We start from the raw sequence: 14,574 nt of genomic DNA, 5'->3' as shown, positions 1-14,574 counted from the left end.
AACACAGCCATCGTTCACTCTTTTTATTGAAATGCTTAAAAATTGATGGCCGTATTTCTCGAATCTGGCCACTTATTAACTTATTACATGAAAATATTCGCCTAAAAAAGCAAAAAAAAAACGACTCACCTAAATAATCGACCTACAAACAATTCCTTTCATTTGTAGGTCGATTATCTTTATTAGGTTTGATACGGATGTTTCGCCATTCCTAGTTTCCCTTTACTGCTCATCTCTACTTATTTTTTTACTGTTTGCCAACAGCTCGTTGTCTGAAAGTACTATCCGTCCTTTTGTACTTTGTTCAAAGCTGTAAGCTTGCTCAAATAACGTTTGCTCTTTATTGGCAGTTTGTGTAAAAGTCAGCCCATAAGGTTGTCCTTCACTGTTTTTCGCCAAAGGAACCGTCAATTCAGGATATCCTGCCACGGCACTTAAACCCGTACCTTCAGAATCAATAAAGGCATATCCGTCTAATTGTTGTTTTTTTAGCAACGCATCAAACGTTTGCTGTGCTTTTTTAATGGTTGTTTGAATGATTTCTTTATCTGGTTGTTTCTTTTTAACATCTGCTTCTAATAAATCTTGCCCATACTTGGCACGAACCTTTTTATCTTGTTGATTATACGCAATTAGTTCCTCCAGTGTTTTAAATGGTAAGTCATAACGTTTCGCAAATTCTTCCAATGCAAACTTAAATTCATTGGAAATAACTTTCCCGCCATCAATCCCTTCCATGTCTGGCGTTACCGGAATCACTTCTGCTCCAGCTTTTTGGAGGGCCTTTTTAGCAGTCGCAAATTCTTCTTCAGCACTTGGCATTTCTAGCAACCCAATGCGTTGACCTTGTAAGTTATTTTTAGTAAATTTCGTTGAATCAATGCTCGGAACCGTGTCTTTCTTAAACGCATTATAGCCTTGCGCAGTGTCAACGACACTTCGGGCAATCGGGCCAACTGTATCTAATGACGGTGCCAATGGCAAAACACCTTCGCCACTTACTGAACTGTGGGTCGGTTTAAAACCAACCACTGATTGATGAGAAGCGGGGGAAACAATCGATCCCATCGTCTCAGTGCCTAAAGAGAAGGCGCCGATATTCATCGTCACACTAGCCGCACTCCCAGAACTTGAACCTGAAGGTGTTATTTTAAGTGGCCCATAAGGATTAAGTGTTTGTCCATGTTTGGAACTATAGCCACTTGGTGCTTTCATTGACATATAATTCGCTAGTTCAGATAAGTTTACTTTTCCTAAAATCAAAGCTTGCGCCTCTGTTAACTTCTTAACTACTTCTGCATCTTCCTTAGGCTTGAACGTGCGTAAGGCATAAGCTCCTGCACTCGAAATCATGTTGGTCGTATTTATATTTTCTTTCAAAGTCACAGGAATACCATACAAAGGCTTCTTAGGTGTTTGAGAGGCTTGCTGGTCAAATGCCTTTGCTTCCTTAATTGCTTGCGGATTGATTTCAGAGATGCTGTTCATGCCATTATCTATTTGATCGAACTGTAAAATACGGTCCAAATAAAACGCCGTAAGTTCTTCATAGGTCAATGCTCCGTTGGCAATCGCTTGCTGTAATTCAGTGATATTTTTTTCAATAATCAACGGTGCTTTGGTACGAGCTTTTTGTACATCTGTTTCTTTTAATTGGTCTTCAATCGTTTTAACGATTCTCTCTTGATTGTACATTGCTGGGGTTTCTGCCTCAGGAGTGAACTTTTTGAGTATAAACCAATACGCTGCAGCGCCTATTATGACTAACAAAACAGCAATTATTCCGATTACTTTTAAAAATTTAGACATTTTTATCCTCCTATACCATTTAAAGATTATCTTACTATGTTTATTTTTGCATGACAACTAACAGTTTTGTTCGTTAAAAAGACAAAATAAAGAGTAGGACATCCGTCAAAACGACCGATGTCCTACTCTCTAACGATTAAGTTAGTCCGCTAAATGCGTATGTTTTAGTCTTTTGTGAAAGTTAAATACTGAGAATTTATTGTGTAATTCGTGTACCACTTTCTCCTTTGATTGCTTCCGAAGCTAATTCTAAAAGCCCGATAATCGCCTGGCGGTTTGGTTTACTTTCTGCAAAACTGATGGCCGCTTCCACCTTAGGTAACATACTACCTGGCGCAAATTGATTTTCTTCTATATATTGTTGCATTGCCGTAACCGTAACATCGGTCAAAGCTTGTTGATTTGCTTGACCAAAGTTAACAAAAACATGTTCCACTGCAGTTAATACCACAAAAACATCTGCTTCAATGAGTTCAGCCATTTTTGCTGCCGCAAAGTCTTTATCAATGACTGCATCTACACCATGATAGACTGGACCATCATAGGCAATAGGAACCCCGCCACCACCACAAGCAATTACGATTTGTCCTGCATCAACAAGTGTTCGCAAGCTAACTTTTTCGTAAATATCAATTGGTTTTGGTGAAGGAACTACCCGTCGCCAGCCTCGACCCGCATCTTCTTGATAGACGTTCCCAGTTTCCGCCATCAACTGTTTGGCTGTTTCTTCGTCATAATAACCACCAATTGGTTTTGTTGGTTTTGTAAACGCTGGGTCTTTTGGATCCACCACGACTTGTGTAATTAACGTAACAACTGGTTGTTCCCCTAAATTTCTGGCTACTAGTTCTTCATCAATTGCTTGTTGTAAATGATAGCCAATATAGCCTTGGCTCATTGCTGTGCATTCAGGAAACGGCACGACATCTTCTGGAGATTGACTCGTTTCCTCAAAAGCTAAGCGAATTTTGCCAACTTGTGGCCCGTTGCCATGAGCAATCACCACTTGATGGCCTTGTTCAATTAAATCAACAATCGATTTTGCAGCGGTTTGTGCTTTTGCCAATTGTTCTTTCGAAGAATTTCCTAACGCATTTCCACCTAATGCAATCACTATTTTTGACATCTGTTTCCCTCCTAGCGCTTTGGTTCTTGTTGTGTGATACAGTGAATATTGCCGCCCCCATAAACAACTTCTACCGTATTAACGCCGACAATTTTTTTATCTGGGAACATCGTTTGAACTTGCTCTAAAGCCAAACGATCATTTTCATCACCATACTGTGGCACAATCACGCCATCATTTGTAATTAAAAAGTTCATATAGGATGCGATACAAATATCGCCATCTTCTCGTGGCATGGTTCCTTCCACGAAATCAATTTTGAAGGAGCCTTTAATGGTTACATTTTTGACAGGACAGCATAATTTGTGGACTTTTAATTGGCGTCCTTTAGCATCAGTCATTTTAAGCAAACGTTGATACGCATCTTGTGCCGCTGCATAAAATGGGCTATTTTGATCTTCAGTGTAAATACAAGCCACTTCACCAGGTGCAATAAAACAAGCTACATCATCCACGTGACCATTGGTTTCTTCTGGGTCAATTCCATCACCTAGCCAAAGAACTTTTTCAACATTTAAATAGTCGCATAATTTTTGTTCGATTGCTTCTTTTGAAAGTTGTGGATTTCGACCTTCACTTAATAAGCACATTTCTGTAGTCAAGACTGTTCCTTGTCCATCTACGTGGAATGAACCGCCTTCTAAAACAAAATCATCTGTACGATAAGAATCTACATGCTCAATTTCACAAATTTTTTGTGCAACCAAATCGTCTTGATCCCAAGGGAAATATAATCCATCTACTAATCCCCCCCAAGCATTGAATGTCCAATCCACACCACGGATTTCTCCATGGTCGTTAATGACAAATGATGGTCCACAATCACGGACCCAGGCATCATTGTTTGACATTTCGTAAACCGTAATTTCTGGCGGCAATTGGCGACGGCAATTTTGAAATTGTTGTTGAGAAACCACCACATTCATCGGTGTAAACTGACTAATTGCTTTGGCCACATTAGTAAAAGCTTCTTGGACAGGTTTACCACCATCACGCCAATTATCCGGTCTTTCTGGCCAAATCATCCAAACTTTCTCTTGTGGTTCAAATTCTCCTGGCATTCTAAAGCCATCTTGTTTAGGGGTACTTCCTACAACTCGTTTAGCCATTTTCTTTCGTTCCCTTCTTAATTTTTTTCACGTAAATAATTACTTCACCAAACAGAATAAAAATGATTGCCCCAATTGTGATTGGTAATTTTTCATTTAATGCTGCGGGACTAAAGTCTAAAGGTACTGCTGTGAAAATCAGTGAAATAATAATCATAATCATTGGTAAAACCACTAAAACTTTTAAAAATCCTGGTTTTCCGTTAACTTTAAACGGACGTGGTGTATCGGGATCAATTTTTCTAAGCTTATAAAAAGCTGGGAAAACTGGGATATACGATAACAAGAATAGGACGACATTCAAGGAGAAAAAGGCCCAGAATAAATCTTGATTAGGTAAAATTGGTGCTAATACAATGACCACCGATGCCACAATGCCATTCATCAAAGCAGCCCCAATTGGCATGTCATTTTTCTTACTACGTTTTTCAAAAAATTTAGGCATGTCACCATTTTCAGCAGCATAACAAGCTGTATTATTGACTCCTAATGACCAAGAAATCATGTTGCCGAACAACGTAAGAAGGAATAGGAAAGCCATCAACATAATGAACCAACCTTCTGTCGAGCCTGTCAATAGTTTAAAGCTATCCATCATACCACTGCCGGTACTAATTTGATCGGTGGGAATCGCTACCCCAATTCCAAAGGCTGAAAAAATATAAATGGCCGCAATGACTAACCCCGCTGCTACAATAGCTTGTGGAATTTGCTTCTTAGGATTTTCCATATCATCTGCAAACGTACAGATGACTTCAAACCCTAACAAATTAAAAATGATTACAGAAATAAAAGATAAACTCCTTAAGTCAAACGTTGGCAGCATTGATTTCAAGGTAAATTCATTGGCAACACCTTTCGTCAAGGCTACATACAATCCTAGCCCACCAATTAAGACAGCTAAAACCATCTTGATTACGGCAGCTCCATTTAGAATCCAGATACTGTCGCTGACTGGATAAAAACTAATCCAAACCACAATCCAAGTAAAAATTAATTCAACAATAATCATCATCGGTGTTGAAAACTTAATACCTGTAATTGTCGTTAATAGTTCTGGCGTCATAACGGCTAATGAAGCTAGCCACAATGGATAATTAATCCAATAATACCAAGAAACTCTGGCACCCCAACGATGACCATATGCTTTGGTCACCCAATCATAGATGCCCCCTTCACCAATATAAGTTGTTCCTAATTCTGATGAAATTAACCCATATGGCAATAGGAATGCAATTAATAAGAAAATCCACCAAAAAAACTGAGAATTACCAATTGCAGCAACAGGCGCCGCTGCTTCAGCAACGAAAACCACACAGATGACTGATAAAATGGCACTCGTTAAACTAAATTTCTTTTTCCCCTCCATGAAGACTCTTCCTCTCTTTATAAACTGTCCACTGATTCATTTTTTCAATCAGTGGACAGTTGGCCGTTAAATGCTTTGAGTGTCTAAGAAAACTTCTAGTTCTTTTTTTGCTTCTGCTTGTTTGATTAAATCATAAGGATTTTTTGCTTCATAATCATTCATAAGATATACTAATAAGCCACGAATAGATGTTAAACGGTTTTCTGCTTCATCGAAACAAATAGAATTTTTACCGTCAATTACTTCATCAGTTACTTCTTCCCCACGTGTTGCTGGTAAACAGTGCATGAATTTACAATTGGCGCCTGCTCGATCCATCATTTCTTGATTCACTTGATATTTTGGATAGAAAACCTTCATACGTTCTTCTTCAGATAATTCCGCTTCGTACAAGCCATACCAAACATCCGTGTACAAGAAATCAGCGCCTTCAACAGAACTTGCATCATCTGTGACCAAAAAGCTACCGCCTGAAACTTCACAATTTTTTGCTAATTTCGCTTGATGCTCTTCATTTAATTGGAAGCCTTCTGGACCGAAGTGAACAAAATTCATGCCCATTTTTGTTGTGATTAATCCTAAAGAAAAACAAACTTGTGTCGCATCTCCGACAAAGACAACTTTACAATCTTCTAATTTTTTGCCTTCTGGTAAATGCTCAACCATGGTACACAAATCACCTAATTCTTGGGTTGGATGATTGTAATCAGACATACCGTTAATGACTGGGATGGTAGCACAATTAGCTAAATCAACAATACTATGGTGACGTTCCACACGAGCCATCAAAATATCTACTAAACGTGACAATACGCGGCTGGTATCTTCAATCGTTTCATGTCCCCCTAATTGAATTTGACCAGGTGCTAAATATTCGCCATGTCCACCTAATTGTTCCATTGCAGTTTCAAAAGATACTCGTGTTCGAGTTGAAGATTGTTGGAAAATCATTCCTAAAGATTTGTTTTTTAACAGTTGCGGATAATACCCATTTTTAATCGCTTCTTTAATTTTTAATGATAAATCGACTAAGTAGTGCATTTCCTCTTTCGTATATGTTTCTGTTGTAACGTAATCTCTTTTCATGATGTGTTCCTCCTAAAAGTTGTTTTTGTTTACACATTGACTTTACCAAGTTTAGCGAAGAGTTTACTATCCGCCAAAAGTTAGAAAACGCTTTCTTTTTTGGCGTGATTTTTCATTAAAAAAAGTTTATTTATGGTTATAAACCGTTGGTACACCAGGGGTTTATAAAAGTTTAGGCGGATTTCTCTCTAATTTCTGACCAATCATAGATTTGAAAATGGTATAATTATTTTGAAAAATCATTCACTTAAAATAAAAGATGAAAGGGGTTTCCAATCGTGACATTTGTTTTTATTTATAACATCTTGTTGATTATTTTATATTCGTTTACTTCAACCTTTACCTTAAATCTTTACTTGAAAAATAAACAACCGATTTTTTTATTGCTTCTCTTTTTAATGGTTATTTTTATTTGTGACAATGTGATTGTTTATATGACTGAGTTCATTAATTCGTTTGCAACCGAATATAATCAGACCTTTATGACCGCACCTTTTTTAAAGACCATCATTTTTATTTGTTGTAATTTTGCCTATCTGGCTATTATCAATACTATTAGTGGTCGTCCTTTTAAAAATTATCAATTTGTCTGGTTATTTTTAATTGGTTTATGGATGCTAGCTATTCCATTTTCACAAAATTCCGCCTTAAAAGTTTGGTTGTACTATTTACCCAATCAGCTATTTTTAATTTACCTTGGATGCTATGCGCTCTATCAACTACGAATAGATCCTTTATCAGCCCTTGCGAAAAAATATCTTCGTTTTATTGGTTGGCTAAGCATTGGTTTCGGTGTGGCGATTCTTTTGGAAGATACCTTCGTTATTTTTAACATTGACCAATATTCTGATATTGTCTTTAAAATTAACAACCGAAACGTTTCTGAAGATATTTATACAATCATTCTCTCCATCGCCATTATCTACTTCTGTAATCGTGATTTTCCTCTGTCGGTTCTTGAAAAAGACGCTGCTAAATTGGAAGAAAATCAATCAGATGAACCCGTACTTTTGGCGCCTTTTTGTGATGCCTATCAATTAACGCAGCGAGAACGAGAAGTGCTTTCGTTACTTTTAGAGTGCAAAACAAATCAAGATATAGCCAACGAACTATTCCTATCAATCGGGACAGTAAAAACACATATCCACAATATTTTCGTTAAATTAGAAGTAAACAAAAGAGCAGAAGTTTTTGTCAGTTATCAACTTTTTTCTCAACAACAAACTGAACATTTAGCGAGATAATTAAAAAGGAAGCCTCTCCGTGATCGGTGGCTTCCTTTTTGATTAACTATTTTCTTGTACTTGTCGAACTCTCTTTTCAATTTCTTGAAAGTTAATAATTTTAGCTTGGCGATGAATTTCTTTTCCTTCATAGTATAAGATAATGGTCGGTGCAGAAAAAGCATTTAATTGTCCAATTATTTCTGGACTTTTATCAGCTTCTGCAATGTATGTAGGAAATTCATATTTTGTTGCAATTTTTTCGACAATCGGTTTATCAACTGTACAAACACTACAATTTTTTGCTGTCAAAAAGACGGCTTGTAGACGATTGTCTGTAATTTTTTCTTCTAATTCTTCTAATGTTGTTACATATTCCACTGAATAGCCCTCCTTGTCTTTTGTCTAAAATAACAGATTTACTAGCAAAATAACAACTTATTTGTTTGGCTAGGAATGCTTTAACAAAAAAGTTGAGCGTGGGACAAAAATCACTTTGGATTTTTGCTCCACGCTCAAAAACTGATAAACGGCGGGAACAAAAGCAACTCCTTCGGAAATAAGCCGGAATTCTCCAAAAATTACAGAACAATTTTCGGAAATTCCTTCTTATTTCTCGGAGTTAAACGCTTCTGTCCCGACCTCAACTTTTTACTGATAACCGCTTATTTATTAAAAATTTTAGGCCCTTTGCGCATGTTTTTACGATCATTTTTGGGAGTTTCCATTTTTTTAGAACGGCCACCACCTTGTTTCTTTTTAATTAATTCTAACATTTTTTCTTTTTCATTCATTTAATCCACCGCCTTTGTTAATAACGTGACAGATTCAATGTGGGTCGTTTGTGGGAAATTATCCACTGGTTGAATTTCTTTTGCTTCATAGCCACCTTCTGTTAATAATGCAATGTCGCGAGCGAGTGTGGCTGGATTACAGCTGACATAAACAATTCGTTCAGGTTGCGTTTCAATTAATGTGTTTACTAATTGACCGTCTAACCCTTTCCGTGGTGGATCCACCACCACAACATCTGGTTGCAAGCCATTTTCAACTAATTTTGGCAATAATTCTTCCGCTAAACCAGCCGTGAAAGTGGCATTCTCAATGTTGTTTAATTTAGCATTATTTTCTGCATCTTTGACCGCTTCTTCAATTACTTCAATACCGTAAACTTGCTTTGCATCTTGGGCTAAAGTTAAGCCAATCGTTCCAATCCCGCAATAGGCATCCACCACAATTTCATTGCCTGTTAAAGCCGCATACTCTTTAACTTTTTGATACATCACTTCTGTTTGTTGTGGATTTACTTGATAAAATGAACGCGCGGAAATTTCAAATTTCAAATCAAAAATAGTATCTGTAATTTTTTCAGACCCATGTAATAAGATGGTTTCGTCGCCAAAAATGACATTGGTTCGTTTTGGATTTACATTTTGTACAATGCTGACTACTTCCGGAATAGCTTCCAAAATATCTGGCACAATTTTACTAATTGGGAATAATTTCGGTGTTCTCGTAATTAGAACAACCATCATCTCCCCAGTATGGTAGCCACGACGAACGACAATATGGCGTAAGTTCCCTGTATTATCAGATTCGTTATAAGGTTTTACGCTATATTTACGCATAATGTCACGGATTTTAACAATTGCTGCATCAATTTCTGGGTCTTGAATATAAAAATGTTCCATTGGAATTAAATCATGGCTATTTTTCCGGAAAAAACCTGTTTGTAGTTGGTTGTCAATTTTACGCACGGGAATTTGTGCTTTGTTCCGGTAATGCCACGGATCGTTCATCCCAATTGTTGGTAAAACAGGGACTTCTGGTAATTTAGCAACACGTTGCATAACATTTTCGACTTGTTGCGTTTTAAATGATAGTTGGGCGCCGTACGCTAAATGTTGCAACGGACTGATTCCGACTTTTGTAAAGTTTTCATCTTTCACGGGAACACGCTGTTCACTGCTTTTTAGGACAGTCAATACTTTCCCGTAACCAAAACTTTTGCCTGTTTTTAAGACTTTGATTTCAAGTTTTTCACCTGGTAAGGCATTTTCAATAAACAATGGATAATGGTCCACTTTTGCCACGCCTAAACCTTCATGCGTCAAGTCAACGATTTCTACTTCAATGACGTCATTTTTCTTTACTGGATAATTTTTCATAAGTCGCTCCTTCTTTTTATACACTTCACTCATTCTAATGAAAATACCTAAGAAAAGCAACAACGAATTTTCATGGCGATTTAGCACTTCCGTTTGAGCTTTTTAGGCAAATAAAAGAATGAGACCCTTTCCCTTAGTCAAAAAATAGCCAATGAAAGATCTTATCAACTAAATCTTTCATTAGCTATTCACGGACTACCTAGTGCTTTTCTTTTTCGGCAATCTTTCCATCGCCATCAATATCTTCGTCTGTTAGTCGTTCAACTTCTTTGACAAATTCTTTGCTGGCTTCGTTATATGCTTCTTCCTCTTCGTCTTCTGATTCTACGACAATCTCATCGCTACCAGTTAAGACAGAACCCATAATTGCATTGGACGGCAGTGCATCACCATTTGCAAAAATTTCAATGTGTTGATGCATATTTTTAAAGGTCATTGGAGCATCGCCTCCATATTCACCATCTAAATTAATCATCATTTTATTGTTCTTTTCTAACGTTTCTGCATGTAAATAGCTGGTCTTTGTATAGATTAGTCGATGATCTTCAACATGCTTTCCACCATTTAACATTAACGCAACTAAATGAAGAATCTCAAAAATATTGGCTGTTTTTACAATGATTAATGAAAACTTACCATCATCTAATTTAGCGTCTGGTACGATTTGCTCGAAACCACCCACCGAGTTAGTCAGCCCTAGGAAAAACATTGATGCGTTGCCTTCGTACACACCTTCATCATACGTCATGCGCATTTTAATCGGCTTCACTCGCGGCAACATTTCGGCTCCTTTGGCTAAGTACGCTAAGTAACCAAAAATACTTTTCAACTCTGACGGAACTTCATAAGTCAGTTCCGTTAAATGACCACCCGCCGCAATATTGATAAAGTAATTTTTGCCGGCTTGACCAATATCCATTTTGACAGTTTGATTTTTTTTAATCACTTCTGCTGCCTTAACGATATTATCACGAGGAATCTTCAAGGCCCGTGCATAGTCATTCGTCGTTCCAGCAGGAATAATGGCCATTTTAGGGCGCCGCTTCAACGGAGCAATCCCATTCACGACTTCATTAATGGTCCCATCTCCACCTGCTGCTACTAGTAAATCAAATCCTGCACGCGCAGCACGATGTGCTTCATTGCGTGCTGAATTTTCTTCTGGTGTGGTCGCAAATGCACTGGCTTCATAACCACATTCTTCTAAAATAGATAAAATATCGGCTAAGTTCTTTTTGATTAACTCTTTTCCTGACGTTGGATTATAAATCACTCTAGCTTTTTTCATGGTTTGCCTGCTACTTTCTTATCGTTTTGAAAGCTCTTCTTGCAATAACTTGTTAACCACACCTGGGTTTGCTTGTCCACGAGTTGCTTTCATAATTTGTCCAACAAGGAAACCAACTGCACGGTCTTTTCCGTTTTTAAAGTCATCAATTGATTGTTGGTTGTTGTCTAAAACTTCGTTAATCATTGGTAATAATTGCGCTGGATCAGATAATTGAACAAGGCCTTTTGCTTCGACAACTTCTTTAGCATCTCCACCATTTTCAATTAACTCTTTGAACACTTTCTTCGCAATTTTCGAGCTGATTGTGCCATCGTTAATCAAAGTAATCATACCCGCTAGATTTTCTGGTGTCAGTTTAGTATCGGCTAATTCAACTTTTTCACTGTTTAAGTAAGCAGAAACTTCGCCCATTAACCAGTTTGATGCTTGTTTCGCATCTGCACCGTTTGCTAAAGTTGCTTCAAAGAAATCTGACATTTCTTTCGTTAAAGTCAAGACCATTGCGTCGTATTCAGGTAACCCTAATTCACTGATATAACGGGCACGACGTGAGGCTGGCATTTCTGGCAAACTAGCGCGAACTTTTTCAATCCATTCATCATCAATTGAAAAACGAGGAACATCTGGCTCTGGGAAGTAACGGTAGTCACTTGAGCCTTCTTTAACACGCATAAGCAACGTTGTACTAGTTGCTTCATCAAAGCGGCGTGTTTCTTGTTGAATTTCGCCACCAGATAATAGGACTTTGGCTTGGCGTTTTTCTTCATAAGCTAAACCTTTTTTTACAAAGTTCATAGAGTTCAAGTTCTTTAATTCCGCTTTAGTACCAAATTCTTCTTGACCATACGGACGTAAAGAAATATTGGCATCACAACGCATAGAACCTTCTTCCATTTTCACATCAGAAACTTCTGTAAATTGGATAATTGAACGCAACGCTTCTAAATAAGCATACGCTTCTTCTGGTGAACGCATGTCTGCTTCAGAAACGATTTCAATTAAAGGCGTGCCTTGACGATTCAAGTCTACATAAGAATAGCCATCTGTGCCGTGAATATTTTTCCCAGCATCTTCTTCTAAATGTACACGTTCAATGCGAATTTTTTTCTTTTTGCCTTCGACTTCAATTTCAATCCAACCATCATGTCCGATTGGTTGATCAAATTGAGAAATTTGGTATGCTTTCGGGTTATCTGGGTAAAAATAGTTTTTACGATCAAAATGAGTTTCTTTTGAAATTTCACAGTTCAAAGCAAGAGCTGCTTTCATGCCAAATTCTAAGGCACCTTTATTCATGACAGGCAAAACACCTGGGTAACTCCAGTCAACCACATTTGTGTTGCTGTTTGGTTCTGCTCCGAAATGCGCTGGCGCAGAGGAGAAAATTTTAGAGTTGGTTTTCAATTCTACGTGGACTTCTAATCCAATGACAGTTTCAAAGTTCATTAATCGTTCCCCCCTAAAATGACTGGTTTTTTCGTATGGAAATCTGTCGCTTGTTCAAAAGCATAGGCTGCTTTATACATTGTATGTTCGTCAAAATGTTTTCCAATAATTTGTAAACCAACTGGCAAGCCTTCTGAGAATCCTGCTGGAATGGACATGCCTGGTAGTCCTGCTAAGTTGACAGGAATGGTTAAAATATCATTCATATACATTGTGATTGGATCATTGATGTTTTCCCCTAGACCAAAGGCAACTGTTGGTGTGGATGGGCCAATGATTAAGTCATAATCCGCAAAGACATTCTCAAAATCTTGTTTGATTAGTGTACGGACTTGACCAGCCTTTTTAAAGTGCGCATCATAATAACCAGCACTTAAAGAGAATGTTCCTAACATAATCCGACGTTTAACTTCTGTTCCGAAACCTTCAGAACGTGAATTAACATAGACATCTTCTAGATTTTGGACATTTTCGGAACGGTAACCATAACGAATGCCATCAAAGCGTTGTAAGTTTGAACTTGCTTCTGAAGAGGCAATAATATAATAAACCGCTACGCCGTACTTAGAATGTGGCAAACTAACTTCTTCCACCGTTGCTCCTAAAGATTTAAATGTTTCTGCTGCTTTTAATACCGCTTCACGAACATCAGGTTGTACCCCTTCACCTAAGTATTCTTTTGGTAAAGCAATTTTCATGCCTTTGATGTCGCCAGTTAAATCTGCCGTAAAATCAGGAACAGAAACGCCTGCAGAAGTGCCGTCTTTTTCGTCATAACCACTAATTGCATTTAAAGCTAAGGCATTGTCTTTAACATTTCGTGTCAATGGACCAATTTGGTCTAAACTTGAAGCAAAAGCAATCAAACCAAAACGAGACACACGTCCATACGTTGGTTTCAAGCCCACAATACCATTGAATGCGGCTGGTTGGCGGATACTACCACCTGTATCGCTCCCTAAAGAAACTGGGACTTGTCCGGCTGCGACAGCAGAAGCTGAACCACCAGAAGAACCGCCAGGAACTTTGGTTTGATCCCAAGCATTTTTTGTTTTCTTGAAGTAAGACGTTTCCGTACTTCCGCCCATGGCAAATTCATCCATGTTCAATTTTCCGACTGGAATCATATCTGCTTGATAGACTTTATCCATCACGGTCGCATCATAAATTGGGTCAAAATTGTGTAACATTTTTGAGCCAGCTGTTGTTAAAATATCTTTTGTGACAATGTTGTCTTTAATCCCAATTGGAATCCCAGCTAATGGATTACTTTCAGTGATGCCTTTTAAGTCAATCGCTTTGGCTAATGCCATTGCTTTTTCTTCACTAACTGTGATAAAAGAACCTAGTTGTTCTTCTGTATCTTGAATACGATTTAATGTTTCTTCGGTTAAATCAACTGCAGTGATTTCTTTTGAGACCAATAAATCATGTAACTCTGTTAACGATTTGTCGTATAATTTTTCCATTAGGCTCCTGCCTCCCCGTTATCCATAATTGCAGGCACTTTAATGTAACCATTCTCTGATTCCGGAACATTCCGCATTAATTCTTTACGGTCCATTCCTGGTGTCGCTACGTCTTCACGCATGACATTGATTGATTCATTCACATTTGAAGTAAAAGGAACCCCGGTTGTATCTACTTCTTCTAGTAATTCCACCATATCAATAATTTTATCTAGTTGATTGGTAAAGTCCGCTAATTCTTCTTCGGAGAAAGATAATTTTGATAATTTAGCGACATGTTTGACTTGTTCTTCTGTAATTGCCATAGATACCCTTCTTTCTATCATTTACTGAAATTTTCATTTTCAGATTAATCAATTGGATTGTATTTCTTTAAACAGCTTAGCACAGCTGTTCACTCTGTTCCTATTCTACCATAAAATGGTCGGATATTTTAGATGAAACCTTGAATTTCATTGATAATTTGTCGCTCGCAAAA

At 37.7% G+C, this 14,574-nt stretch carries 13 protein-coding genes; 1 reads left to right on the top strand and 12 read right to left on the bottom strand.

From position 1 onward, the window contains the following. Positions 1-222: 222 nt before the first annotated feature. From IGK86_RS02365 to ptcA, 5 genes are all read right to left on the bottom strand, one after another. The gene (locus IGK86_RS02365; protein ID WP_016617086.1) at positions 223-1,809 is read right to left on the bottom strand and encodes an amidase family protein; all 1,587 of its coding nucleotides are present in this window, start codon (positions 1,807-1,809) and stop codon (positions 223-225) included. Between the two features lie 196 nt (positions 1,810-2,005). Next, positions 2,006-2,935 carry a carbamate kinase gene (gene arcC, locus IGK86_RS02360; RefSeq protein WP_002363186.1) on the bottom strand — a complete coding sequence of 310 codons (930 nt, stop codon included), beginning with the start codon at positions 2,933-2,935 and terminating at the stop codon, positions 2,006-2,008. Positions 2,936-2,946: 11 nt separating this feature from the next. Further along, positions 2,947-4,044 (bottom strand): agmatine deiminase, encoded by a 1,098-nt coding sequence (gene aguA, locus IGK86_RS02355; protein ID WP_438741973.1) that lies wholly within the window; start codon positions 4,042-4,044, stop codon positions 2,947-2,949. Continuing rightward, entirely contained in the window at positions 4,037-5,413 is a 1,377-nt protein-coding gene (locus tag IGK86_RS02350; RefSeq protein ID WP_002355588.1) for an APC family permease, read from the bottom strand. Before IGK86_RS02350 ends, aguA begins: the two co-directional genes overlap by 8 nt. Before the next feature lie 66 nt (positions 5,414-5,479). After that, positions 5,480-6,499 carry a putrescine carbamoyltransferase gene (ptcA, locus tag IGK86_RS02345; protein WP_002355587.1) on the bottom strand — a complete coding sequence of 340 codons (1,020 nt, stop codon included), beginning with the start codon at positions 6,497-6,499 and terminating at the stop codon, positions 5,480-5,482. A gap of 398 nt (positions 6,500-6,897) precedes the next feature. Here ptcA and IGK86_RS02340 point away from each other — a divergent pair, with 398 nt between their 5' ends. Then, the gene (locus tag IGK86_RS02340; protein WP_002392183.1) at positions 6,898-7,743 is read left to right on the top strand and encodes a helix-turn-helix domain-containing protein; all 846 of its coding nucleotides are present in this window, start codon (positions 6,898-6,900) and stop codon (positions 7,741-7,743) included. Positions 7,744-7,785: 42 nt separating this feature from the next. Here the strand turns inward: IGK86_RS02340 and IGK86_RS02335 are convergent, their stop codons facing one another. The 7 genes from IGK86_RS02335 to gatC all read right to left on the bottom strand — a co-directional run bounded on the left by IGK86_RS02335 (position 7,786) and on the right by gatC (position 14,401). After that, positions 7,786-8,103 carry a thioredoxin family protein gene (locus IGK86_RS02335; protein WP_002355583.1) on the bottom strand — a complete coding sequence of 106 codons (318 nt, stop codon included), beginning with the start codon at positions 8,101-8,103 and terminating at the stop codon, positions 7,786-7,788. Between the two features lie 284 nt (positions 8,104-8,387). Then, the gene (locus IGK86_RS02330; RefSeq protein WP_002355577.1) at positions 8,388-8,516 is read right to left on the bottom strand and encodes a hypothetical protein; all 129 of its coding nucleotides are present in this window, start codon (positions 8,514-8,516) and stop codon (positions 8,388-8,390) included. Then, complete coding sequence (gene rlmD / locus IGK86_RS02325; protein ID WP_002364803.1) at positions 8,517-9,890, bottom strand: 23S rRNA (uracil(1939)-C(5))-methyltransferase RlmD; 1,374 nt, start codon at positions 9,888-9,890, stop codon at positions 8,517-8,519. It lies immediately after the preceding gene. Positions 9,891-10,089: 199 nt separating this feature from the next. Next, positions 10,090-11,178, bottom strand: coding sequence for a diacylglycerol kinase (locus IGK86_RS02320; RefSeq protein WP_002355572.1), 1,089 nt, complete (start codon positions 11,176-11,178; stop codon positions 10,090-10,092). 18 nt (positions 11,179-11,196) lie between these two features. After that, entirely contained in the window at positions 11,197-12,627 is a 1,431-nt protein-coding gene (gene gatB / locus IGK86_RS02315; RefSeq protein WP_002358703.1) for an Asp-tRNA(Asn)/Glu-tRNA(Gln) amidotransferase subunit GatB, read from the bottom strand. Beyond that, complete coding sequence (gatA, locus tag IGK86_RS02310; RefSeq protein ID WP_002368026.1) at positions 12,627-14,096, bottom strand: Asp-tRNA(Asn)/Glu-tRNA(Gln) amidotransferase subunit GatA; 1,470 nt, start codon at positions 14,094-14,096, stop codon at positions 12,627-12,629. Before gatA ends, gatB begins: the two co-directional genes overlap by 1 nt. Next, entirely contained in the window at positions 14,096-14,401 is a 306-nt protein-coding gene (gatC, locus tag IGK86_RS02305) for an Asp-tRNA(Asn)/Glu-tRNA(Gln) amidotransferase subunit GatC (RefSeq protein WP_002355569.1), read from the bottom strand. The genes gatA and gatC overlap by 1 nt, the downstream gene beginning before the upstream one ends. Positions 14,402-14,574: the final 173 nt, after the last annotated feature.

This window comes from Enterococcus sp. DIV1206 (assembly GCF_051712485.1).
Taxonomy (GTDB): Bacteria; Bacillota; Bacilli; order Lactobacillales; family Enterococcaceae; genus Enterococcus; species Enterococcus faecalis.
Note: the sequence above shows the minus strand (reverse complement) of the source record. Positions and strands in the feature narration are given on the sequence as shown.

Coding starts and splice junctions, on each gene's coding strand:
- IGK86_RS02365 (WP_016617086.1), bottom strand. CDS start 1,809: ATGTCTAAATTTTTAAAAGTAATCGGAATAATTGCTGTTTTGTTAGTC.
- arcC (WP_002363186.1), bottom strand. CDS start 2,935: ATGTCAAAAATAGTGATTGCATTAGGTGGAAATGCGTTAGGAAATTCT.
- aguA (WP_438741973.1), bottom strand. CDS start 4,044: ATGGCTAAACGAGTTGTAGGAAGTACCCCTAAACAAGATGGCTTTAGA.
- IGK86_RS02350 (WP_002355588.1), bottom strand. CDS start 5,413: ATGGAGGGGAAAAAGAAATTTAGTTTAACGAGTGCCATTTTATCAGTC.
- ptcA (WP_002355587.1), bottom strand. CDS start 6,499: ATGAAAAGAGATTACGTTACAACAGAAACATATACGAAAGAGGAAATG.
- IGK86_RS02340 (WP_002392183.1), top strand. CDS start 6,898: ATGGTTATTTTTATTTGTGACAATGTGATTGTTTATATGACTGAGTTC.
- IGK86_RS02330 (WP_002355577.1), bottom strand. CDS start 8,516: ATGAATGAAAAAGAAAAAATGTTAGAATTAATTAAAAAGAAACAAGGT.
- rlmD (WP_002364803.1), bottom strand. CDS start 9,890: ATGAAAAATTATCCAGTAAAGAAAAATGACGTCATTGAAGTAGAAATC.
- IGK86_RS02320 (WP_002355572.1), bottom strand. CDS start 11,178: ATGAAAAAAGCTAGAGTGATTTATAATCCAACGTCAGGAAAAGAGTTA.
- gatB (WP_002358703.1), bottom strand. CDS start 12,627: ATGAACTTTGAAACTGTCATTGGATTAGAAGTCCACGTAGAATTGAAA.
- gatA (WP_002368026.1), bottom strand. CDS start 14,096: ATGGAAAAATTATACGACAAATCGTTAACAGAGTTACATGATTTATTG.
- gatC (WP_002355569.1), bottom strand. CDS start 14,401: ATGGCAATTACAGAAGAACAAGTCAAACATGTCGCTAAATTATCAAAA.